Origin of the sequence: Ilumatobacter sp. (assembly GCF_039969435.1) — a bacterium.
In the GTDB taxonomy this organism is placed as follows: Bacteria; Actinomycetota; Acidimicrobiia; order Acidimicrobiales; family Ilumatobacteraceae; genus Ilumatobacter_A.
Window position 1 is genome coordinate 162,703 of the sequence record NZ_JBDVNU010000030.1, and the last position, 22,759, is coordinate 185,461.

At 68.5% G+C, this 22,759-nt stretch carries 24 protein-coding genes; 13 read left to right on the forward strand and 11 right to left on the reverse strand.

Translation table 11 applies throughout. The annotated features are described in order from the left end of the window. Positions 1–57 precede the first annotated feature (57 nt). Positions 58–840 (forward strand): ABC transporter ATP-binding protein, encoded by a 783-nt coding sequence (locus ABJK40_RS15640; protein ID WP_348479819.1) that lies wholly within the window; start codon positions 58–60, stop codon positions 838–840. A 77-nt stretch (positions 841–917) separates the two neighbouring features. Continuing rightward, the gene (locus ABJK40_RS15645) at positions 918–2,573 is read left to right on the forward strand and encodes a hypothetical protein (protein ID WP_348479818.1); all 1,656 of its coding nucleotides are present in this window, start codon (positions 918–920) and stop codon (positions 2,571–2,573) included. A gap of 28 nt (positions 2,574–2,601) precedes the next feature. Here the strand turns inward: ABJK40_RS15645 and ABJK40_RS15650 are convergent, their stop codons facing one another. Both ABJK40_RS15650 and ABJK40_RS15655 read right to left on the reverse strand, forming a co-directional pair. Then, positions 2,602–3,333: an MOSC N-terminal beta barrel domain-containing protein gene (locus ABJK40_RS15650; protein WP_348479817.1), complete on the reverse strand. Its 732-nt coding sequence runs from the start codon at positions 3,331–3,333 to the stop codon at positions 2,602–2,604. Positions 3,334–3,420: 87 nt separating this feature from the next. Then, a complete protein-coding gene (locus ABJK40_RS15655; protein WP_348479816.1) occupies positions 3,421–3,876 on the reverse strand; it encodes an ATP-binding protein in 456 nt (151 codons plus the stop codon). Positions 3,877–3,978: 102 nt separating this feature from the next. Here ABJK40_RS15655 and mftA point away from each other — a divergent pair, with 102 nt between their 5' ends. From mftA to ABJK40_RS15680, 5 genes are all read left to right on the forward strand, one after another. Beyond that, complete coding sequence (gene mftA / locus ABJK40_RS15660) at positions 3,979–4,110, forward strand: mycofactocin precursor MftA (RefSeq protein ID WP_348479815.1); 132 nt, start codon at positions 3,979–3,981, stop codon at positions 4,108–4,110. Between the two features lie 12 nt (positions 4,111–4,122). After that, positions 4,123–4,443, forward strand: a complete 321-nt coding sequence (gene mftB / locus ABJK40_RS15665; RefSeq protein WP_348479814.1) for a mycofactocin biosynthesis chaperone MftB — start codon at positions 4,123–4,125, stop codon at positions 4,441–4,443. Continuing rightward, positions 4,440–5,630: a mycofactocin radical SAM maturase gene (mftC, locus tag ABJK40_RS15670; protein WP_348479813.1), complete on the forward strand. Its 1,191-nt coding sequence runs from the start codon at positions 4,440–4,442 to the stop codon at positions 5,628–5,630. Before mftB ends, mftC begins: the two co-directional genes overlap by 4 nt. Before the next feature lie 250 nt (positions 5,631–5,880). Further along, the gene (plsY, locus tag ABJK40_RS15675; protein ID WP_348479812.1) at positions 5,881–6,462 is read left to right on the forward strand and encodes a glycerol-3-phosphate 1-O-acyltransferase PlsY; all 582 of its coding nucleotides are present in this window, start codon (positions 5,881–5,883) and stop codon (positions 6,460–6,462) included. A 46-nt stretch (positions 6,463–6,508) separates the two neighbouring features. After that, positions 6,509–7,297 (forward strand): SDR family oxidoreductase, encoded by a 789-nt coding sequence (locus tag ABJK40_RS15680; RefSeq protein WP_348479811.1) that lies wholly within the window; start codon positions 6,509–6,511, stop codon positions 7,295–7,297. A 36-nt stretch (positions 7,298–7,333) separates the two neighbouring features. Here ABJK40_RS15680 and ABJK40_RS15685 read toward each other — a convergent pair whose 3' ends face one another. Beyond that, entirely contained in the window at positions 7,334–8,293 is a 960-nt protein-coding gene (locus tag ABJK40_RS15685; protein WP_348478332.1) for a TrmO family methyltransferase, read from the reverse strand. A gap of 168 nt (positions 8,294–8,461) precedes the next feature. Between ABJK40_RS15685 and ABJK40_RS15690 the strand changes: the two genes are divergently transcribed. After that, the gene (locus ABJK40_RS15690) at positions 8,462–10,099 is read left to right on the forward strand and encodes an AMP-binding protein (protein WP_348478333.1); all 1,638 of its coding nucleotides are present in this window, start codon (positions 8,462–8,464) and stop codon (positions 10,097–10,099) included. Positions 10,100–10,186: 87 nt separating this feature from the next. Here ABJK40_RS15690 and ABJK40_RS15695 read toward each other — a convergent pair whose 3' ends face one another. From ABJK40_RS15695 to ABJK40_RS15710, 4 genes are all read right to left on the reverse strand, one after another. Continuing rightward, entirely contained in the window at positions 10,187–10,921 is a 735-nt protein-coding gene (locus tag ABJK40_RS15695) for a hypothetical protein (protein ID WP_348510341.1), read from the reverse strand. After that, positions 10,918–11,685 carry a dienelactone hydrolase family protein gene (locus ABJK40_RS15700; protein ID WP_348478336.1) on the reverse strand — a complete coding sequence of 256 codons (768 nt, stop codon included), beginning with the start codon at positions 11,683–11,685 and terminating at the stop codon, positions 10,918–10,920. The genes ABJK40_RS15695 and ABJK40_RS15700 overlap by 4 nt, the downstream gene beginning before the upstream one ends. Before the next feature lie 98 nt (positions 11,686–11,783). Beyond that, positions 11,784–12,818 (reverse strand): phosphotransferase family protein, encoded by a 1,035-nt coding sequence (locus ABJK40_RS15705; RefSeq protein WP_348478337.1) that lies wholly within the window; start codon positions 12,816–12,818, stop codon positions 11,784–11,786. A 34-nt stretch (positions 12,819–12,852) separates the two neighbouring features. Next, on the reverse strand, positions 12,853–13,137 hold the full coding sequence (locus ABJK40_RS15710; protein WP_348478338.1) for a hypothetical protein: 285 nt from the start codon (positions 13,135–13,137) through the stop codon (positions 12,853–12,855). Positions 13,138–13,192: 55 nt separating this feature from the next. On the opposite strand from ABJK40_RS15710, the gene ABJK40_RS15715 reads away from it, so the two are divergent. Then, positions 13,193–13,948: a PHB depolymerase family esterase gene (locus tag ABJK40_RS15715; RefSeq protein ID WP_348478340.1), complete on the forward strand. Its 756-nt coding sequence runs from the start codon at positions 13,193–13,195 to the stop codon at positions 13,946–13,948. 63 nt (positions 13,949–14,011) lie between these two features. On the opposite strand, the gene ABJK40_RS15720 is transcribed toward ABJK40_RS15715, so the two are convergent. Both ABJK40_RS15720 and guaA read right to left on the reverse strand, forming a co-directional pair. Further along, positions 14,012–15,289, reverse strand: a complete 1,278-nt coding sequence (locus ABJK40_RS15720; protein ID WP_348478341.1) for an NlpC/P60 family protein — start codon at positions 15,287–15,289, stop codon at positions 14,012–14,014. Between the two features lie 194 nt (positions 15,290–15,483). After that, positions 15,484–17,007: a glutamine-hydrolyzing GMP synthase gene (gene guaA, locus ABJK40_RS15725; protein ID WP_348478427.1), complete on the reverse strand. Its 1,524-nt coding sequence runs from the start codon at positions 17,005–17,007 to the stop codon at positions 15,484–15,486. Positions 17,008–17,202: 195 nt separating this feature from the next. On the opposite strand from guaA, the gene ABJK40_RS15730 reads away from it, so the two are divergent. Both ABJK40_RS15730 and ABJK40_RS15735 read left to right on the forward strand, forming a co-directional pair. Beyond that, positions 17,203–17,601, forward strand: coding sequence for a hypothetical protein (locus tag ABJK40_RS15730; protein ID WP_348478343.1), 399 nt, complete (start codon positions 17,203–17,205; stop codon positions 17,599–17,601). Positions 17,602–17,749: 148 nt separating this feature from the next. Further along, a complete protein-coding gene (locus tag ABJK40_RS15735; protein ID WP_348478344.1) occupies positions 17,750–18,586 on the forward strand; it encodes an SDR family oxidoreductase in 837 nt (278 codons plus the stop codon). Positions 18,587–18,631: 45 nt separating this feature from the next. Here the strand turns inward: ABJK40_RS15735 and ABJK40_RS15740 are convergent, their stop codons facing one another. Both ABJK40_RS15740 and ABJK40_RS15745 read right to left on the reverse strand, forming a co-directional pair. Continuing rightward, positions 18,632–19,222, reverse strand: coding sequence for a TetR/AcrR family transcriptional regulator (locus tag ABJK40_RS15740; RefSeq protein ID WP_348478346.1), 591 nt, complete (start codon positions 19,220–19,222; stop codon positions 18,632–18,634). A 5-nt stretch (positions 19,223–19,227) separates the two neighbouring features. After that, complete coding sequence (locus ABJK40_RS15745; protein ID WP_348478348.1) at positions 19,228–20,385, reverse strand: amidohydrolase family protein; 1,158 nt, start codon at positions 20,383–20,385, stop codon at positions 19,228–19,230. A gap of 97 nt (positions 20,386–20,482) precedes the next feature. On the opposite strand from ABJK40_RS15745, the gene ABJK40_RS15750 reads away from it, so the two are divergent. Together ABJK40_RS15750 and ABJK40_RS15755 are read left to right on the forward strand one after the other, a co-directional pair. Further along, a complete protein-coding gene (locus tag ABJK40_RS15750) occupies positions 20,483–21,922 on the forward strand; it encodes a pyridoxal-dependent decarboxylase (protein WP_348478350.1) in 1,440 nt (479 codons plus the stop codon). Positions 21,923–21,932: 10 nt separating this feature from the next. Then, positions 21,933–22,706, forward strand: coding sequence for an SDR family oxidoreductase (locus ABJK40_RS15755; protein ID WP_348478351.1), 774 nt, complete (start codon positions 21,933–21,935; stop codon positions 22,704–22,706). The last annotated feature ends 53 nt before the right edge of the window (positions 22,707–22,759 follow it).

Here is a 22,759-nt window from a genome sequence, read left to right on the forward strand (position 1 = left end):
TCGGCGGCCGACGACGCATCGACGCGGGTCGATCATGCGTCGCGGCACACTGTCGGAGTGGATCTCCCACCGCCGTCGCCCGGCTCACGAGCGCTCCCCCTGCGCATCGCCAACCTGTCGAAGCGTTTCGGCGACAAGGTGGCGCTGGACGACCTGTCGATCGACGTGCCACCCGGTGCCTGCTACGGGCTCGTCGGTCCCAACGGGTCGGGCAAGTCGACCACGATGCGCACCGTGGTCGGACTGTCACGGCCCGACAGCGGGATCGTCGAGGTGTGCGGCATCCGCACGGACGAGGACATCATCGGCGTCCGCCGACTGATGGGCGTCATGCTCGACCCGCTCCAACTGTTCGACCGCCTCTCGGCACGCGAGTTCGTCACCACCATCGGTGAGCTGCGCCGGCTCGAACCCGACGTCGTCGTCGCCCGGAGCGACCAGATGTTCGAGGCCCTGGAGATCAGTCACGACGCCGACCGCCCGATCGCCGGTTACAGCCACGGGATGCGCAAGAAGACGGCGCTCGTGGCCGCGTTGATCCACCGCCCGCGTCTCGTGATGCTCGACGAGCCGTTCGAAGGCGTCGACCCCGTCTCGACGCGCACGATGCGTTCGATGCTCGACCGGTTCCGCGCCGGTGGCGGCACCGTGTTGCTCTCGACACACGTCATGGACGTGGTGGAGCGGGTGTGTGACCACATCGGGGTGATCCGCGACGGTCGGATCGTGGTGGCCGGGCCGATCGACGAGATCCGCGCCGGGCGCAGCCTGGAGGATGCGTTCATCGACGCCGTCGGAGCAACCGACACCCACACAGCGGACCTCGACTGGCTCGGATGACCGACCCGGTCCCACCCCCTCCGGACTCGTCGTCACCGCCTGCGGACGGCACCGCGCCAGCGCCAGCGCCTGCATCGATGCCGACGCCCGCACCGATCCCTGCCCCACCACGGGCGAACAGCGCTGCGCCGGAGTCCGCCACCAGCGCAGCGACGGTCCGCTTCTTCGCCCGCCTGCGGTGGAAGCTGCTCCGCGGCGCGATCCGCCAGGGTGGCGCACAGAGCGTGGCCACGGTGATCGGGCTGGTCGCTGCGGCCGGTGCGGGCACCGTCGGCAGCGTGGTCATCGCCGTCGGTCTCCGTTCGGTCGACGAACCCGAACCGTGGCTCGTGATGTTCCCGCTCGCGCTCGTGGTCGTGGTGATCGCGCTCGGTGTGATCGCCGGGGTCGCGCAGCCGGTCGACCCGCGCATCCTCGGCTCCGAACCGATCAGCGATCGCCGCCTCGCAACCGGCCTGCTCACCACCTCGGCGTGCGGACCACCCGGCATCGCCGCGACGCTCCTCGGCATCGGCCTCCTCGTCGGCAGCGCGCACACGATTCTCGGCGTGCTCGTCGGGCTGCCGGCGCTCGCTGCGTTCCTCGCGACCATGCTGCTCGTGTCGCGATCGACGATCAACCTGCTCGGGCTGTTCACCGTCCGGTTCCCGCGAGCCGCCCAGGTGACGATCGGGCTCGCCGGACTCGTGTTCTACGGAGGGCTCCAGTTCGCGCCGAGCGCGTTCGGCCGCCTCGACCCGGCGGCCCGGCGCGACGTCGCCGACGTGGCACGGTTCACGCCGTCCGGCCAGATCGGCCAGGCATTCGCCGACCTCGACGACGCTCCGCTGCGCGCACTCGGCCACGTCGCGCTCGGCACACTCTGGCTCCCGCTCCTGGCCCTCGTGTTCATGGTGACGATGCGACACCTTCTGCTCGCCGCAGGTGGACCGGGTGCGAACGCGTCCTCGACGCACACGACGAGTGCGATCGGTCGGCTCGCCCGGCGCGCCTGCGGAACAGGTGCGGAGGGAGCGATCGCGTGGCGCAGCGTGCGCACCCGGATGCGACAGCCGCGCACCGCCCTCGAGACCTTCATCGGCGGAGGGATCGGGCTGGCCGTCGTGCTCGTCCCGGCCCTCACGCGTGACGACGTGGGTGCGTCGGCCGTGCTCGTCGGCGGCGCCGTTCAACTGTCGGTGCTGTTCATGGCCGGCAACAGCATCGGATCCGACGGACCCGCGCTCGGTGCCGAGATCATGTGTGGCCTCGAGCCCGAGGTGATCGTGGCCGCCACGACCCGATCGGTCATCGTGGTGGCGTCGCCGCTCGCGCTCCTCGGCCCACTCATCGCTGCGGGTGTGACCGGCGAGTGGGCCTACCTGCCGGCCGGCGTCGCCGTGGGTTGCGCAGGCCTGCTCGCCGGTGCGGGTGGCGCGATCACCCAGTCCACGTTCGTCCCGATCGCCATCCCCGAATCGGACAATCCGCTCGCATCGGGTGACACCGGCAGCGGGCTGCTCGCCGCACTGGTGCTCGCGCTCGTGCTGCTCTCGCTGACGGTCCTCACGCTGCCGTTCGCGATCGCCCTCATCTGGGCACTCACCGTCGAGTCCGTCCCGCTGGTCACGGCGCTCTCACTGCTGACACTCGCCGGCGGGTGGGGTGCGATGCGCCTCGGTCGTCGGCTCGCGTCGCATCGCTGGCGCAACGGCGAAGCCGAGCTGTACGCCGCGATCATCCCCTCGCGCTGACCGCCCGCTCGAGCACCCGACCCCCTGGTCAGCCGAGTCGCACCTCGTCACCGACAGCGATGGTGCCGACCTCGGTCACCAGGCCGCCGACCGCGAGGAACGTCGCCCGCTCCGCGTTGATCGTCTTCAGCACGTCGAGGTCACGACCGAGGTGTGGCTGCGGACGGGTGACCATGACGCACCGGTCGATCTGCTTGACCACGTCGAGTCGAACGGCGCGGTCACCGACATCACCGATCGTGACCGACGATCCGACAAAGGCGTCCTCGCCCGAGCCGTCGGTGACGATGTTGGTGCGAAAGCGACGCCGATCCCAGTCGCCGAGCGTCGACTCCGACACGAGCGACACGCGTGACCGGGTCGAGTCGTGGAACGCACCGCCGGGACCCTGCCAGCTCACCCACTCGGCATCGTCGGCGACCCCGATCGGGCACTCGTAGGTCCCGCCGACGTCCACGTTGTGGTCCGCGGCGGCTCGCAGTTCCACGTTGCGTCCGAGCCATGCCGACAACGCCGCGTGGTCGCCCTGACCGACCTCGGCTCCGTCCGGGAGCGTGATCGCGAGTTCCCCGTCGACCACGCGTGCGGATGCGAACAGCAGTTCAGGAGTCCGGCGCGCGGTGAGGGTGTTGCCGGTCGCGACATCGAAGATCGACCAGGCCCGGTCACCGTCGACGCCCAGTTCGGTCACCTCGGCCTTTCGCAAGACCTCGCCCCCGACCGACTTCACGGGGAATCGCCAGATCTCGTTCACACGCATCCCGGCAACGTAGTTCCGACGACGACCTCGGCCGACGGCGACGATTCCGGGGACCACCATCCCCCGAGACGGCCGCGACCCGTGGCGTCAGCAGTCGAGCGTCATCACCACTTCGTCGTACCGGAAGCCGCCCTCGACGCGGACCCGGTACGACTGGGAGAGCGCACGCACGATCACCAGACCGCGTCCGCGTGCGTCCTGTGGGTCAGGCAGGTCCGGATCGGGGTGGTACGTGCGTTCCGGGCCCGTGTCGGCGGCGGCAACGACGAGGTCGAGTTCGGTCGGACGGCGGCGAACGTCGACGTGGACGGTGTCGACCCCGCCGTGTTCCAGGGCATTCGTGACCAACTCGCTGGCCACCAGTTCGATCTCGAAGCATCGATCGGCATCGCAGTCGGCGACCACCGACGAGATCCGCTCGCGGCATGCCGAGAGCTCCTCGATGTCGCTCACGACGATCGAGTCCGACGTCGAGGACGTCGGTTCGCGCGAGTCCGGATCCCCGGGGTCGTCCGACTTCCACACCGATTCAGAGCCGCCCACTCCCCAGACGGTATCGCGGGTCGTCCGTCGCATCACGTGATTCGAACCGCCCGGGGGCGCACTGCTTGGTCCGCGCAGAATCCGTACGGGTAACGTGATGAGATGGACGACACGACCATCGACACCACGATCGACACCCGCAGCGCCACCTCAGCCGGTGTCGAACCCGAAGCGCCCGTCGACGAACTGCTCGTCGAGGAGATCTCGATCGACGGGATGTGCGGCGTCTACTGACGCCCGCTCCACGTGCTCGACTCGTCCCTCGGTCTGCACCCGCAGGTCGCGCTGCGCCCGGAACCCTTCGGTGCGCTCGCCTACCACTTCCACACACGCAAGCTCGTCTTCTTGAAGCACCCCGACGTCGTTCGCGTCGTGCGATCGCTCGCCGACCACGCCACCGTTGCCGACGCCCTCGTCGCCTGCGAGATCGACGAGCGTCGCTGGCCGTCGTTCGACAAGGCCATCACCTCGCTCTACGAATCCGACATGCTCTGTGAGTCGACGGAACTCGAAGCGTCGGGCGTCGCGGACACCACAGCCGAATCTCCCACAGGAACCGTCCGATGACCGTCACCACAACACCCGCCTCCACCCCGGACTCGACGTCGGGCCACCCCACAGCCGGGCCGGCGACGCTCGTCGAGCAGCTGAAGGGCGGACTCGACGCTCCGATCTGTCTCACCTGGGAACTCACCTACGCGTGCAACCTCGAGTGCGTGCACTGCCTGTCGTCGTCGGGACGTCGCGACCCTCGCGAGCTCAGCACCGCCGAGGCCAAGGCCGTCCTCGACGAGTTGCACGACCTGCAGGTGTTCTACATCAACATCGGTGGAGGCGAGCCGATGATCCGGCGTGACTTCTTCGAGTTGGTCGACTACTCGATCGCCAAGGGCATCGGCGTGAAGTTCTCGACGAACGGCGCGTTCATCGACGCCGAGAAGGCCCGTCGACTCGCAGCGATGGACTACCTCGACATCCAGATCAGCCTCGACGGCACCGACGCCGTCACCAACGACGCAGTGCGCGGAGAAGGTTCCCACGCGACCGCGATCCAGGCGATGCAACACCTGCGTGACGCCGGGTTCGGCGAGTTCAAGATCTCGGTCGTCGTCACCCGCCACAACGTCGACCAACTCGACGAGTTCAAGGCGCTCGCCGACGAGTACGGCGCGCAGCTGCGCATCACGCGCCTGCGGCCGTCCGGCCGTGGCGCCGACAGTTGGCACGATCTTCACCCCACCCAGGCTCAGCAGCGTCAGATCTACGAGTGGCTGCTCGCGAAGGGCGACGACGTGCTCACGGGCGACTCGTTCTTCCACCTGAACGCTCTGGGAGAAGAACCACTTCCCGGACTCAACATGTGTGGAGCGGGCCGCGTGGTGTGCCTGATCGACCCGATCGGCGACGTCTACGCCTGCCCGTTCGTGATCCACGACGAGTTCAAGGCCGGCTCGGTCCGAGACGACGGCGGCTTCTCGAAGGTCTGGAAGCAGAGCGACCTGTTCACCGAACTCCGCGAGCCGCAGTCCGCCGGCGCGTGCGCATCCTGCGGCAGCTACGACGCATGCCAGGGCGGCTGCATGGCGGCGAAGTTCTTCGTCGGGATCCCGCTCGACGGCCCGGATCCCGAGTGCGTGGTCGGCCACGGCGAACAGGCGATGCTCGCAGCGTCGTCCGCCGCCGTCGAACTCCCCCGTCCGATGATGGACCACTCCAAGCCCCAGCGCGTCCCGGTCACCCTCACCCGCCGCTGAACCAGACAGCCGAACTGATCCAAATGGTGTCAGACACCGGATGACACACCGAACGGCGGTTGCCTGTCGGGTCGTTCGTTCCTGCGCCGTTGCGTTCCTGTCATCCGGTGTCTGACACCATTTGGATGATCTGTCATCCGGTGTCTGACACCGTTTGGATGATCTGGTCATCGCGTGGTCTGGCGTCGATCGCCGGGAAGCCCGCTCGCAGGCCGGAGTTCGGCGTGCCCACGTGCAAGGATCGTGACCTGTGCCCGTCGCCCTGCTCGTCATCGCCTACCTGCTCGGCACGTTTCCCAGTGCCACGCTGATCGCCCGGGCCAACGGCGTCGACATCTCGACGGTCGGCTCCGGAAACCCGGGTGCCTCGAACGTCACCCGGGCGCTCGGGTGGCGCAAGGGAGTGTGGGTGTACGCGCTCGACACGCTGAAGGGCGTGCTGGCGTCGGGGCTGGCCCTGGCCATCGACGGCCGACCGCTCGCGTACTGGTGCGGTGTCCTCGTGATCCTCGGCCACATGTTCCCGCTGTTCCGTCGGTTCCGGGGCGGCAAGGGAGTCGCCACGGGGTCGGGGGTGATCCTCGCGCTGCATCCGGTGATCGCACCGTTCGCCGTGGCGCTGTGGTGGATCGTCACGAAGGTCACCGGCAAGGCCGCCGTGGGTTCCTTCGTGGCGGTCGTGATGGTCCCGCTCGGACTCGCTGCGTTGGGGCGCCCGGCGTGGGAGTACTTCGCCGTCGGTGGACTGAGCGTGCTGATCCTGGCCAAGCACTGGCGCAACTTCGAGCGGATCCTGAAGCGCCAGGAGCCCGAGATGCGCACCACTCGTTGAAGCGTCCGATTCCGACCGGGGGCGTCGCCGCTGCGAACATGACCCGATGAGCGACAGCGCGCCCCACCCCGATCTGTTCGACCTGACCGGTCGCGTCGCCGTGGTCACCGGCGGGTCGCGCGGGCTCGGCCGCGAGATGGTGCTCGCGTTCGCACGCCACGGAGCCGACGTCGTGGTGGCCAGCCGCAAGTTCGACAACTGCGTGGCCGTGGCACGCGAGGTCGAGGAGCTCGGTCGCCGTGCGCTCCCGTTCGCCTACCACGCCGGCGAGTGGGATGCCGCCGAGGTGCTCGCCGACGCGGTCCACGGCGAATTCGGGAGGTGCGACGTCCTGGTCAACAACGCCGGGATGTCACCCTTGTACCCCAGCGTCGATGCGATCCGCGAGGACCTGTACGACAAGGTGATGGACGTCAACCTCAAGGGACCGTTCCGGCTCTCCGCGATCATCGGCACACGGATGACGACCGCCGCCGAGGCAGGCGAACAGGCCGGCGGTTCGATCGTCTTCGTGTCGTCGATCGCCTCCCAGCGCCCGGGCCCGCAGGAGATCGTCTACGGCGCAGCGAAGGCGGGCGTGAACAACCTGACCCACGGGTTGGCGCGCACGTTCGGACCACATGTGCGCGTCAACTGCATCGTGCCGGGGCCGTTCCTCACCGACATCTCCAAGGCCTGGAACATGGAACAGTTCGAAGCAGCGGCCTCGGTGGGCTACGCGCTCGGTCGCGGTGGGCAGCCGAACGAGATCGTGGGTGCGGCGCTGTACCTGGCGAGCGATGCGTCGAGCTACACCACGGGAACCACGATCAACGTCGACGGCGGCCCGCGATAGCAACGCTGATCCGGCGCCGCGCCCGGGGCCTCCGAATCACTCGCTCCCCAGGTCGAACATCGTGACGTCCGCAGGCCGGCCCCCGAGGCTCGCGTAGAACGCGAGGGCGTGCGTGTCGTCGTCGTCCGCGGCGACGAACACGACGTCGATCCCGCGACCGGCCGCACCGGTGACGAGCGCATCGACGAGCCGTCGGCCGACGCCACGACGCCGGTCGTCGACTCGGACCGCGAGGTCGTAGACGAAGAGTTCGGTACGTTCGTGGCGGGTCATCGACAACTCGTGGCCGGTGATGCATCCGATCGCCCGTCCGTCCTCGAAGGCACCGATCGCCCAGAACGACTCGTCGGAGAGCAGCTCGCTCACGTATCCGTCGGACAGCGGCTCGTGGTCCTCGTCGAACACGTCGTGCATCATCTCGAAGGCGGCGCGAGCCCGCTCCACGTCGGCCACGCCGAGGCGTTCGATCGTCACGCTGTCGCTCCCACCCGGGTCGACCACCGTGCCCGCGATCCTCCAGTAGCCAAGCATCAACTCGTGCGACCAGGCGGGTTGGCGGACCGGCGACCTCGGGGCGAACTCGGCCATGAAGGGCTTCACGTCGAGGACCGGGGTGCCGTCGATGGCGTCGAGGCCTCGAACGGTCACGACCCGCCGATCGACCTCCACGATCTCGCACGTGGTCACGCCGATGCGGTTCGGGCGGCCCTTCGCTCGCTGCGAGAAGATGCCGACCTGCGGCCAGTCGGACCTCCCGCGCGGATGGCGGGCTCCGACGGTGATCTGGGACTCGTCGACCTGGTCGAACACGTACACGACGTCCAGGTGCGAGAACTCGTCGAGTCCGTCGAACGCATCCGTGGCGAACCGGTCGTCCAGGACGATCTCGCTGAGCACGTCACCCCAGTCGTCGTCGATCGGTTCGGATCGGCCACCGCGGACCACTCCGATCGGGACCATCTCGATGGCATTCGGTTGCCTGGCCTGTGGGGTCACGGGAGCACTCCTCTCGGCAACGACCTCGACTCATCGCCGAGACCGACTCGTCGCAACCTACACGGGGGCACGCGACGTGTCGGGTGTGGATCCCGCTCCGGATCCCGCGCTCGGCGTCACCCGCTCGCGTGACGACTGGCACAGCGGCGTCATCTAGTTTCGTCGGTCATGGAGATGCACTTCGCCACCGTCTGGGAGTCGATCGCCGATGCGATCCCCGATCACGTCGCCATCACCCACGCCGACACCCGGCGAACGTGGGCCGAGTTCGACGACCGAGCCGCACGCCTCGCCGAGGCGTTCACCGCTGCGGGCCTCGGGCCGGATTCGAAGATCGCCCTCTACCTCTACAACGGCAACGAGTACATGGAGGCCCACTACGCCGTGTTCAAGATGCGCGGCGTCGCCGTCAACGTCAACTACCGGTACCTCGACGAGGAGTTGTGGTATCTGCTCGACAACTCCGACGCCGAGGCGATCGTGTTCCACTCGTCGCTCGGCGATCGGGTGGCCAACGTGGTCGACCGACTCCCGAAGCTGAAGCTGTCGATCGTGGTCGACGACGGCCCGGCACCCGGCGGTGCGACCGAGGTCGAGGGGGCGCAGCCGTTCGAGGACGTGGTCGCCTCCCACGAGCCGATGGAACGGATCGCCCGCCACGGGGACGACATCTACATGCTGTACACGGGCGGCACCACCGGCATGCCCAAGGGCGTGATGTACCACGTGGGTGGGCTGACCGAAGGCTTCATCATGCAGGGCTTCCCGATCGTCGGGCTCCAGCCGCCGACCGATCCGACCCAGATCGGCGAGCTCGTCCGATCGGCCGTCGAATCCGACGCGCCACGCATGGTGTCGATCCCGTGTGCCCCACTGATGCACGGCACCGGGTGCTGGATCGGCTGGTTCATCCCGATGTGCGCCGGAGCCGAGATCGTCACGCTCACCAGCCGCAGCCTCGACTCGCACGAGGTTCTCCAGACCATCGAGGATCGTCGGGCCACCGCCGTCACGATCGTCGGTGACAGCTTCGCCAAGCCGCTCGTGCGGGCGATCGACGAGGGCAAACCGGGCGGCGGAACGTACGACCTATCGTCGATCGCGATGTTCCTGTCGTCGGGGGTGATGTGGACCACCGAGGTCAAACAGGAGATGTTGCAACGGATCGAGCAGGCCGTGCTGATCGACGCGATGGGCTCGTCGGAGGGCTCGATGGGGACGCAGATCACGGCGAAGGGTCTGGCGACCGAGACCGCCAAGTTCACCCAGTCGCCCACCACCAAGGTCTTCAGGGACGACGACACCGAGGTCGTGCCCGGCTCCGACGAGGTCGGCATGGTCGCTGCGGGCGGCAACGTCCCCATCGGCTACTACAAGGACCCCGACAAGTCCGAGCGCACCTTCCGCACCATCGACGGCGTGCGCTACTCGTTCCCCGGAGATCTCGCACAGGTGGCCGCCGACGGCACGCTGATCCTGCTCGGACGCGGCAGCCAGGTGATCAACACCGGTGGCGAGAAGGTCTTCCCCGAGGAGGTGGAGGAGGCGGTCAAGCGCGTCGAGGGCGTCCTCGACTGCCTCGTGGTGGGTGTGGACGACGAGAAGTTCGGCCAGGCCGTCACGGCGGTCGCGTCTCTGGTCGAAGGCGCGGTCGTCGACGCGGAGACGGTGATCGCCTCGGTCAAGCACGATCTCGCGGGCTACAAGGCACCCAAGTCCGTGATCTTCGTCGCCGACGTCCCTCGAGCCCCCAACGGCAAGGCCGACTACAAGCGGGCCCGCCAACTCGCCGAGGCAGCCGCCTGACGGACGCGTCGACACGGTCGGTCGTGGGGTCCCACCTGCTTCACCGGCGTGTCCGAGGTCCACCGCGGGAGTCGGCGTGGTCGGGCACTACAGGGTGAAGCGGAACAGCGCGGTGACGAGTCGACCGTCCTGTTCGAACTCGAGCGCAGCGAGATAGTCGCCCAGGCCCGGCAGGGCCGTCGCAAAACTGAACCGGTCGTTGCCGACGAGTTCGGCATGGGCGTGGGCGAACGCGAAGTCGTCGGCACGGAACAGTGACAGGAAGGCGGGGCCGTCGTAGATGTCGTTGCCGTTCCACGGCGCCGACAGCACGAAGTCGAACCCCTGACGCGTTACGGTGAGCGAGCCATCGGTCCACGCGTCGTCGTCGGTGATGTTCTGCTCGTCGAGCGGATCACCCTCCACGTCGACCGTCGCACCCAACTCCAGGAAGTCGGGTCCGCCCGTCGGCGCCACCTGGGCGACGACACGTACCTCGCCGGGTGGTGTGGCGAGTTCACGGTTCTCCCCGTCCTGAGCGAATGCCACGTGGCTGAAGAACGTGAGGCCCGCATCGGTGACGAAGTAGTGGTCCGAGCGATCGTGGAGCGTGTCGAACTGCATCGCCTGGCCGGCCCGGAGCACCTCCACCGCGAGGCGACCGGGTGCGGTCTGTTCGACGACGAGTTCGTCGCTCCCGACCTGGGGCTGCAACGCGAAGGTGGGGGTGCGTCCGTCGTGGTGCCCCTCGTCCTCCGCGAGGAAGATCTGGCCGTACAGCCCGCCGAGCGTGGCGCCCACGCCGAGGACGATCAGCACCACGGCGACGACCTTCGACCTCACGAGGGCGCCGGCTCCGTCTGCAACTTCTCGACGAAGAAGTCGAGCACGCGTTCGACGCTCCGATCATCGCGTTGCTCGGTGAGGACCGAGTGGTCGGCTCTGCTCGAACTCGGCAGTTCGACGGCGATGAACGCATCGCCGAGCTTCTGGCGCAGCGTGGCGAACCGATCGCCCACCAGCTTGTCCCCCGCGAATCGGAGGCCGAGCACCTGGCACCCGTCGGCGGCACGCTGGATCACGGCGGCCTCGTCATCGGGCGACAGGTTGAGGTCGGCACCTCGGGCCTTCCCGATCGCGAACGGCATCGACGGCTGCGACAACACCGGCGCGAGCATGATCTCGTCGACCATCATCCCGAGCGCGAACCCACCGGAGAAGCACATCCCCACTGCGCCGACTCCGGGTCCTCCGACCTCGGCGTGGACGCTGCGCGCGAGGGCACGCAGCCAGGCGATCACCGGTGACGTCTGGTTCATCGCCAGCGTGGCGAACTCGCGAGCCACGCAGACCTTGACCATCGACGCCGCGGCGTACGTGTTGCTCAGTTCCTTGCCCGGTGTGCCGACGAGGTCGGGCATCACCACGGTGAACCCCCGCTCGACGACCTCGTTCGCGAACGTGGTCACCTTGGGCGTGATGCCGGGGATCTCGTGGATCACCACGACCGCCGGGCCGGTACCACGCCGGTACACGTCGTGGGTGATCCCCGCCGAAGCGAACTCGCTCCGCTCCCAACCGTCCAGCACGTCGTCGGCGTCGCTCATCGAACCATTCTCGCCGGTCCCCGCACCTGCGCCACCATTCCTGCTCTCCCCGTGACATCCATCCCGGACGGAGGCACCCAGGACGTGGTCGAGACGGGTCAGGACGGCGACGACAGTGCGGCGAGTGCCTCCTCGGCGAGACGTTCGGTGCCGGCCTTGAAGCCGTCGAGCACGGCGGGGTCGATCGCCTGATCGCCCATCGACCCGTTGAGGAACCGGGCGTACACGCCTTCGGAGATCACGGCGAGCCGCCACGACGAGAACGCGACGTAGTAGCCGATGTTCGACAGGTCGCGACCCGTGCGTGTTGCGTACCGCTCGAGCAGTTCGGCGTAGGTGGGGAACCCGTCGATGCCGGTCGGGTCGTTGGGTCGGGCCTGGTTCTCCCCCGGGTCGGACCAGTACACACCGAGGTACCCCACGTCGGCCAGCGGGTCGCCGAGCGTGCACAGTTCCCAGTCGAGGACCGCGGTGACGCGCCCGGCGTCGGTGTCCACGAGACAGTTGCCGAACCGGTAGTCGCCGTGGGCGATCGACACGCCGACCTGTTCGGGCAGATCGGCTGCGAGGCGACGAGCGACCTCGTCGATCGACGGAAGTTCGCGGGTCTTGGAGTTCTGCCACTGGGTGGTCCACCGTCGCACCTGACGCTCCACGTATCCGGTCCGCTTCGCGAGGTCACCGAGCCCGACCTCGTCGACGTCCACGGCGTGCAGGTCGGCGAGCACGTCGATCAGGTGCTCGCCCGCTTCACGACGTCGAGCGATCGTCATGTCGGCTGCCGCCTCGGCGCTGTCGAGCACGACACCGGACACGAGGCTCATCACGTAGAACGGTGCGTCGTTGACGGCATCGTCGGTGCACACGCCGAGCGTGCGGGGCACCGGCACGTCGGTGGTCCCGACCGCGCTGATGATCGTGTGCTCGCGGACCATGTCGTGCGCCGACGCCAGCACCTTCCCGGTCGGCGGACGCCGCAGGACCACGGTCGTTCCGGTCGAGTCGGTGACGCGATACGTGAGGTTCGAGCGTCCCCCGGTGATCAGGTCGAACTCGTAGGGACCCGTGAGGTCGTCGATGTTCCGGTCGAGCCAGCGGCTGACCTCGTCGGCGTTGATTCCAGTGAGACTCATCGATTCCCGAACGTAGTGGCCCGACGCCGATCGCCTACGTTCGGTCGGTGCGATCCGTGGCGAGCCGAGCGACGCTGGCGACGATCCTCCTCGCCGCTACCGCATGCTCCTCGTCCGGCGACACCTCGGCGACTCCCGACCGTCCGGCTGCGACGAACGCGACGCCGAACGCGTCGACGACACCGCCGACGACCAACCCGCCTGGTGTGGGGCCGACCGCCTCAGTCTCGACCAGCACGTCACCGTCGTCGGATCCAGGGTCCTCCGCCACGACGGAGCCGACGAGCGGGTCGTCTGCACCCGAGGGGGACGACGTCATCGCATGTACCTCACCGTCGGGCCGAAGGGTCCGTGATCACGCCGGGCTCGAGCGGGTGTCGCTCTTCGTTCCCGCCGACAGCAGCGGACCCGCACCGCTGCTCGTCCTCCTCCACGGGTTCGCCGGGCAGTACGACGAGTTCGCCGCCGCAACCGGTCTCCTCACCGAGGCGTCCGAGGCCGGAGTCGCACTGCTCGTCCCGTCAGGCGCCGGCGATCCACCGACGTGGGAGGTGCAGGCGGGCCCGGCCGACGACGTCGGATTCATCGACGCGCTGCTGACGGACGCAGCGAACGATCCGTGCATCGACCCGACGAGGGTCTGGCTGGCGGGGTACTCGGCGGGTGCCGGCTTCGCAGGGCGATTCGCCTGCGTGGGTGATCGACCCCTGGCCGGCATCGTCATGAACGCCGCCGTGTTCCCCGCCTCGTGCGATCCCGGTCCACTCGGCGTGGTGGTCGCCCACGGCACCGACGACCTCGTGGTTCCCTACACCGGGTTGGACATCGGCACCGACGACGATCCGATCGTGCTGCCCGCCACACCCGACCTGGTGGCGGGTTGGGCCGACCGGTTGGGATGCGACCCGGACCCGCGGGAGGTCATCGGTGTCGAGTCGGCGAACACCCGCTGGACCGGTTGTGACGACGCCACCGTCGATCTCGTGACCTACATCGGTGGTGGACACCGGTGGCCGGGTCGTCCACTGGTCGGCGGCGAGGGCCTGGTCGTCGAGTCGCCCGACCTGACGTGCATCGTGCTCAGCGCCGTCACCGAGTCAGCCGACCCGGTGGCCGCCTGTGCTCCCTGAATCGGAGGGTGGCGACGCCGACGTGATGCCGCACACCGCCGCACGCAGCGTTCGGGTGCGTTCTCAGCCGGGGCGGCCGACGCCGGAGACCTTGCCCCAGTTGACGCTCGCGATGTTCACGACGCTGCCGGTGTTGGGTGCGTGGACGAGTTGTCCACCGCCCAGATACACCCCGACATGGCTGATGGGGCTGTAGTAGAAGAGCAGGTCGCCCGGCTGGGCACTGCCCTTGTCGACGTGGGGAATCGATGCGTACTGCTGGGCCGATTGGTGCGGCAGGTACACGCCGGCTGCAGCCCATGCGTAGGCGGTGAGTCCCGAACAGTCGAAGGACACACCGGGGTTCGAGGTGGCGTACTTGTACGGAACGCCCTGCTGGCTGAGTGCTGCGTTGACGGCGACCCCGGCTCGAGACGAGGGAGGCGGTGCCGACGGCGCCGACGGCGCCTGAGGTGCGGGCGCCTCGGCGGCGGGCGTGTTGCCGCCGCCACCGCCGCCTCCGGCGTTCCCACCGTTGCCTCCCGTGGTGTCGCCACCGCCGTTGCCGGTGGTTCCGCCCGAGTCGTCGCCCGTGGTGCCGCCCGAATTGGTGCCGCCCGAGTCGTCGTTGCCCGAGCCGTTGTTGGCGTTGTTGTCGTTGGCGGCGTTGGCGGCGTTCTGCGCAGCTTCCACCTCGGCTTGCAGGCGTGCTGCGGACTCGGCCGCTCGACGCGCCTCCTCCTCGGCGATCAGATCACCGAGTTCGGCTTCGGCATCGATGCGAGCCTGCTGGTACTCGCCCGTGAGCTTCTCGGTCTCGGCCTGCGCATCGACGAGCGATGCAGCGAGGGCCTCGGCTTCCTCGACCTTCTCGTCGAGGGTCGTGCGATCCTCTTCGAGATCGTCGACGAACGCATCGAGTTCGTCCGTCGTGACGTCGCCGGCGCTCAGTGCGACCCGGGCGAGTTCGTCACGCTGCAACACGTCGTTGACGTCGGCTGCGTCCTCGAAGAGAGGTCCCAGCGGCGTGGTGCCGGAGCCGACGAAGGAGCGAACGGCCATGTCTCCCAGATCGGCGCGGAGTTCACCCAGCTCGGTCTCCTTGACGGCGATCCGTGCTTCGAGGTCGACGATCTCCTGATCGAGCTGTTCCTTCTCCTGCACCGCCTCGACGTAGTCCTCGCCGATCTCGAGCGCCTTCTCCTCGAGCTGTTCGAGCTGGTCGACGATGTCCTCGACCTCGGCACGCTTCTGGTCGACCGGGCTCGCAGATGCGATCTGCGGCGTCATCGCGGGAACGACGAGGGCGACCATGAATGCGACCGGGACGGCGATGGGCGCCACGCGCAAGAGGTGCTTCACGAGCGGCAACTCTAGCGAATATGACGAAGACGTTGCGAAACGACGTAGAAATTCACATTGCACCCGTCACACCGTCTCGCCGTGAGCCACACCCCGCTCCGGTGCGGGGCGATCCTCACGTCGACGGTGGCCGACCGGTTCATCTCGCGCCGACGGGCGGGGGCAACCACTCGTCGCCACGACGAGCGGCTCGGTCATTCCCATTCGATGGTGCCCGGGGGCTTCGACGTGATGTCGTACACCACCCGGTTCACGCCGTCGACCTCGTTGATGATCCGCTGGCTCATCACTTCGAGCGTCTCGTACGGGATGCGCGCCCAGTCCGCCGTCATCGCGTCCTCGCTGGTGACGGCGCGGATGACGATCGGGTTGCCGTAGGTCCGTTCGTCGCCCATCACGCCGACCGAGCGCACGTCGGCCAGGAGCGCCGCATAGCACTGCCAGATCGAGCGTTCGAGACCCGCTGCGGCCAGCTCCTGGCGCACGATGAGATCGGCGTCCTGGAGCAGTGCGACCCGCTCGGGCGTGACCTCGCCGATGACCCGCACGCCGAGGCCGGGTCCGGGGAACGGTTGGCGCCAGACCATCTCGTCGGGGAGCCCGAGCTCGGTGCCGAGCGCGCGGACCTCGTCCTTGAAGAGGTCACGCAACGGTTCGATCAGTTCGAGATCCATGTCGTCGGGCAGACCACCGACGTTGTGGTGGCTCTTGATCACCGAGGCGGTGCCGTCGGTGCCGCCCGACTCGATCAGGTCGGGGTACAGCGTGCCCTGCACCAGGAACTTCGCTTCGGTGAGGCCGCCCGTGTGCTTCTCGAAGACACGGATGAAGCGTTCGCCGATCGCCTTGCGCTTCGACTCCGGTTCGGTCAGCCCAGCGAGCGCCTCGAAGAAGGTCGCGCCCTCGTCCGCGTGGATCAGCTCGATGCCGAGGTTGCGCCGGAACGTCTCCACCACCTGATCGGACTCGTGCTTGCGCATCAGCCCCGTGTCGACGTACACGCACGTGAGCTGCGACCCGATCGCGAGGTGCACGAGTGCGGCCGCTACGGCGGAGTCGACCCCGCCGGACAGCCCGCAGATGACGCGTGCGTCGCCGACCTGTTCACGGATCAGCGCCACCTGTTCCTCGATCACCGACGACATCGCCCAGTCCGGTGCGATTCCTGCCCGCTCGTACACGAATCTGGCCAGTGCGGCCTGGCCGAACGGGGAGTGGACGACCTCGGGGTGGAACTGGACGCCGTAGATCCTGCGGTCGTCGTTCTCGAGCACGGCGACGGGCGCTCCCGGTGACGTGGCGGTCGCGACGAAGCCGTCCGGCATCTCGGTGATCCCGTCGAAGTGGCTCATCCAGCACTCGTGCGACGGCGGCGCGTCGTCGGGCAGGATCAGCGACTCGCCCGTGCGTTCGAGCCGCGTCCGCCCGTACTCCCCTGCCATCCCGCGCCCGACGACTCCGCCGAGTTGCTGCGCGATCAGTTGGGCTCCGTAGCAGATGCCCAGGATCGGGATGCCGAGGTCGAAGATGTCCGCATCGAGAGACGGCGCACCGTCGACGTGAACGCTCGCCGGTCCACCCGAGAGGATGATCGCCTCGGGCGCCCGCTCGGCGATCTCGGCCGCCGTGATCCGGTTCGGGACGATCTCGGAGAACACGTGCAACTCGCGCACGCGCCGCGCAATCAACTGTGCGTACTGCGCACCGAAGTCGACCACGAGGACCGTCGAGCGGTCGACGTGGCCGTCGCCGGGCGTGTGGCTGTTCGGGGTGGGGGCGACCCCCGTGGTATCCGGCGGCGACTGCGGTTGACTCACCGTGTGCAGCGTAGAGGAACGGTCCGGCCCAGAACCTGCCTCGCAACCGCGGTCCTCGCACTTCACCTGTCGATACTCGGTGTCGGCGCCTCTGCGATGGCCGGCGCTCCGACGGTCGCTGCTGCGAACGCAGACGCCCTGAACGCTGCGACCGCGGGCCTTTCCACGTCCGATCCCCGGCTCGCAGCCGCCCCGGCCGACGACGTACCGCCGGCGCCGCCGGGAACCGTGTCGGAGTTCTACCCCGAGAGCGCGAACCTCTCGGACTGCGTCGGCCTGGTCGAGAAGCCTGGCTGCGGCAGCGACTCGCGTGGCGGCTGGCGCCAGACGCTGGTGTTCGTGGCCTTGTTCGCCGGGCTCGGCGTGATCCTCTGGCGCGTCTCGCGTGGGATCAGTTCGAACCGCAGGACGATCGACGCCGCCATCGGCGACCCCGGCAGCAGGACGCGCGCCGAGGCGGACACCGGATCCGACGCCGAGCCCGACGCCACCTGAGATCACGCGATGGCGTGGGCGCAGCGGGCTCGCTCGTGACGTCCGCCGGTGCACCAAGGCGAGCACGACCACCACGAATCGACCCGACGCGTCGGAGACCGAGCGCCCCGATCCACACCGACGACCGCCACCGTCGTACGGTCGCACCGTGACCGCGACGACACAACTCCACCACGACGGTCGACGACTCGAAGGCAGACGGGCGGTGATCGTCGGTGCGGGGCAGACCCCCGGCGAGACCATCGGCAACGGTCGGGCGACCGCCATCACGTTCGCTCGGGCCGGTGCCCGACTCGTGTTGGTGGACCGGTCGGCAGAACAACTCGCCGACACCGTGGCGATGATCGACGCCGAGGTCGACGGTTCCACCCAGGTGGTGTCCGTGGTCGCCGACATCACCGACGACGACGCGCCGGACGCGATCGTGCGCAGTGCGGTCGAGTCGCTCGGCGGGATCGACATCCTCCACAACAACGTCGGGATCGGCGCCGGGGACGGCCCACCCCACCGCCTCGGCGACGATGCCTACGACCGGATCATGGACGTCAACCTGCGGGCACTGTGGCGTACGTGTCGCGCTGCGGTCCCGGAGCTCCGCCGATCCGACAGCGGTGCGATCGTCAACGTCTCGTCCCTCGCCGCCATCGCTTCGGCCGGCAACCTGACGGCCTACCGGCTGTCGAAGGCCGGCGTCAACACGCTCACGACAAGCCTTGCGATCACCAACGCGAAGTACGGCGTGCGTGCCAACGCGATCATGCCGGGCTTCGTCGACACGCCGATGGGCGTCGACGCAGCAGCCCAAGCGCTCGGCATCGACCGTGGGGACTACGCGGCGGGCCGGGCTCGACAGGTGCCGCTCGGACGTCAGGGATCGGGGTGGGACGTGGCCAACGCCGCGCTCTTCCTCGCATCCGCCGAGGCGGGTTGGATCACCGGCGTGATCCTCCCGGTCGACGGCGGCCAGTCGATCCGGATCGGTTGAGTCGGCGCCAGTCGACACCGTCCGCGAGATGCCGACCGAACGTCGTCAACCAGGGGAATCGACGAGACCACGGATCAGCGCGACGAGGTCCGCTTCGAGTTGATCTCGGGAACCGAAGCCGGCGTGGAGCGTGCCGACCGCACCCACGAGGGCCCCCTGGATCATCCCGGCGATGTCCTTGGCCCGATCTCGTGGCACGCCGTGGAAGCGGTGCAGCACCTCGACCTCGAACACCACCCCGGCCCGGTCCGGGTCGGCGACCGATGCGATGGTGGAGCCCGGACGCGAGAGCGCTGCCAGCACATCTCCGCGATCGACGACGCCGTCGAAGTACGCTTTCACCCCGACTCCGATGCGGTCGCTGTCGGGCGAGGCGTCGCGCAGGGCCCGCCACACCTCACGCCCCAGACCGCCGGTCTCACGCCGGAACAACTCCACCAGCACCTCGTCACCGTTCTCGAAGTGCCGATAGGGCAACGCCTTGGACACCCCGGCCTCGCTCGCCAACCGTTCCATGCTGAGCGCCGCGGCACCGTGCTCGACGACGAGGCGTGCGGCGGTGTCGAGGAGTTGGCGGCGTCGATCGTCGCTGCGCATGCGACGGCGCGGCTCGGAGACGACGGCGGCTCCCCTCATCGCGTTCAGGCGCCCAGGAGCGTCCGGTAGTTGTCCTCGTAGAACATCTGACGCGCTGCCTGGTCGACGTCGCATGCGTCGAACGACTTCTCGAACTTGCCGATCGGATCCTTCGTCCCCTCGGGGTGCGGATAGTCGCTGGAGAAGAGGTACAGCTCGGGACCGGAGTGAGCGATCATCTGGGCGACGTCCTCGCCCGGGAACGGCGTGAACCGAATCTGCCTCCGGATGAAGTCGGATGGCTTCATCGACAGCTCCGCAATGCGCGGTTCGGTCCGCGAGAAGCTCTTGGCGGCGTAGTCGAGGCGGCTCATCAGCGATGGGGCCCACGACGCACCCATCTCGATCACGCCGCAGCGGAGTCCGGGAAAGCGATCGAACACCCCGTCGAGGATCATCACCGACAACCAGGTCTCGGCCGCGTGGTGAACCGACGGAAGATCCTTGGCGCGCAGGTTCTCCCCGCCCCCGTGGAGGTCCTTCGGTCGCGGCAGGCCGTTGTCGTGCCAGCCCTTGGACACCGAGCTCTTCCCGCCGCCGACGTGCATCACGATCGGAATGCCTGCGTCCTGGATCGCCGCCCACACCGGGTCGTTGTCGACGTGCGCGGGCGAGCGTCCGGCGGACGTGGCGTGGGCGAGCCACAGTGCACCGCAACCCATCTCGAGAGCCTCGTCCACCGCCGCCAGGGTGCGGTCCGGATCGTCGAGTGGCAGGAAGCCGACGCTGACCAGGCGGTCGTCGCCGTTGCAGAACTCGGTCATCATCCGGTTGTGCGCACGTGTGCCGCCGTAGACGACGTCGGGATCCTGGGCGAAGGCGAACAGGCCGACGGAGAACGTGGAGAACACGAGCTGGGACCCGAAGCCGAGGAGGTCGAGCGCCCGGGTGCGTTCGGCCGGGTCCATCGCTCCGAGCGCCATCCAGCCCTTGGCCGATGCGATCACGTCCTCGGCGAGTTCATCGGCTCTGTCCACGTCACCGATGCGCGCCAGGCCCTGCGCGATCTTCGAGGCGGCGCCGACGCCACCCTTGTCGAGTGCCGGCGTCAGGTCGGGCAGCAGCTCGCGGACCGAGGGATCGGCATGATCCCGCAACCACGTCAGACCTTCCATCAGGTGACTGTCGGCATCGAGGACGTGGGGACGGTGGGCGTACGGCATCGGTGACTCCTGGGCTGGTGCGAACGGCCACAAGTTACGGTTTTTCACCAGCGTCCGCAAGTCGACCACAGGCCGAACCAGACCTACCCTGCACGCCATGACGCCCGAGGAGTTCCGACGCGCCGGACACGAGTTGATCGACTTCATCGCCGACCATCTGGACACGAGCGCCGGTGCCGACGGCGCCCCGAACGAGCGCAGCGTCTCTCGTCGACCCGTTCAGCCGACGGTCGCACCCGGTGATGTCCGAGCGGCACTGCCCGAACATCCGCCCACCGAACGCGAGACGTTCGACGCCGTGATGGCCGACGTGGAACGCGTGATCGTCCCCGGCATCACCAACTGGCAGCACCCGGGGTGGTTCGCGTACTTCCCGGCGAACGTGAGCTACCCGTCGATCCTCGGCGAACTGCTGTCGGCGGGACTCGGCGTGCAGGGCATGAGTTGGGTGACGTCGCCGGCGTGCACCGAGGTCGAGACACTGATGCTCGACTGGATGCAGGAACTGCTCGGTCTGCCCGAGTCGTTCCGTTCCACGAGCGACACCGGCGGCGGCGTGATCCAGGGGTCGGCGAGCGAGGCCACACTCGTGGCGATCCTGTCGGCGCGGCACCGGGCCACGAACGGCGCCGTCAACGCCGGAGGAGACACGACGGGGCTCGTCGCCTACGCGACCAGCCAGTCGCATTCGAGCATCGAGAAGGGCCTGCGGATCGCCGGCATCGGCACCGACCGGATGCGAACGGTCCCCCACGACGAGCAGTTCGCGATGCGACCCGACGCCCTGCGCGAGATGATCGCAGCCGACCTCGCGGCCGGGCTGGTGCCGTTCTTCGTCAACGCGAACCACGGGTCCACGTCGTCGATGGCCTTCGACCCCTCAGCCGAGATCGGGACGATCTGCCGCGAGCACGGCATCTGGTTCCACGTCGACGGTGCGATGGCCGGCATCGCTGCACTGGTCCCCGAGTACCGATGGGTGAACAGCGGAATCGAACTCGCCGACTCCTACTGCACCAACCCGCACAAGTGGATGGGCGTCAACTTCGACTGCACCACCTACTGGACCGGCGATCGTGCCTCGCTGCTCGGTGCCCTGAGCATCCTCCCCGACTACCTCCGGTCGGCCGCGGCCGAGTCGGGCGCCGTCATCGACTATCGCGACTGGCAGATCCCGCTCGGCCGCCGGTTCCGGGCTCTCAAGCTGTGGTTCACGATCAGGATGGACGGCGTCGATGCGTTCCGGGAACGGATCCGACGCGACGTGCAACTGACGCAGAGTCTCGCCACCGCGGCTCGGGCCGACCACCGCTTCGAGGTCGTCGCACCGCACCCGCTCAACCTCCTGTGCCTCGCCGCACGCGCCGGCAACGAAACAACCGATGCACTGATCGAACGGGCCAACGCTTCGGGCACCGCACTGTTCACCCGCACCGTGCTCGACGGTCGATCGGTCCTGCGCATCTCGATCGGGTCACACACCACTCGTTCCGAACACGTCGACGCCGCCTGGGAACTGCTGCAGAGGTCTGTGTGAACATGGAGAGATGACGCGTCCCGTCGCACTGATCACCATGGCCACCGGATACGTCGGCCCCGCGCTGGCACGAACGATGGCCGACCGCGGCTTCGACCTCGTGCTGCAGGGGATGGCCGACTCCGACTCCATGGTCGGCGTGGAGGTCTCCTTCGCCGACCAGATTCCCGACCTCGAGGCGCGCGGCGCACGGGTCGACACCGTCACCGACGTCGATCTCAGCACCGCCGACGGCAACCGGTCGCTCGTCGCGCGATGCATCGACCGGTTCGGCCGGCTCGACTCGGCCTGCTTCGTGACCGGAGCCATCGTCGTCGGCAAGTTCCTCGACATGACCGAGCAGCAGTGGGAACGGATCAAGCGGACCAACCTCGACATGGTGTTCCACGCGCTCCAAGCGGTGCTGCCCCCGATGGTCGCCGCCGGATCCGGCCAGGTCGTGGTGTTCACCTCGGCGACCGGTGGACGCCCCGACCCCATCACGTCGATCTACGGTGGCACCCGCGCCGGGGCGAACGGCATCGTGCGGGCGGTGGGCCTCGAGCACGCTCGCGACGGCATCCAGGTGAACGCCGTCGGGACCAACTTCATGGACTTCCCCGGTTTCATCGCTGCGAGCGGGGCCGATGATCCGGAACGGCGAGCCAGGATCGAAGCGCAGACGCCGATGCGTCGCCTCGGCACGATGAACGAACTGGCCCACGTGACCGCCCCACTGCTCGACGGGATGAACCGGTTCCAGACCGGCCAGTTCTTCGACTTCTCGGGTGGTTGGGGCGCCTGAACGGCGGTCCCCGGGTCGCCCCTACGTCGGTGGGACCGGACGCCCGGCGCGGC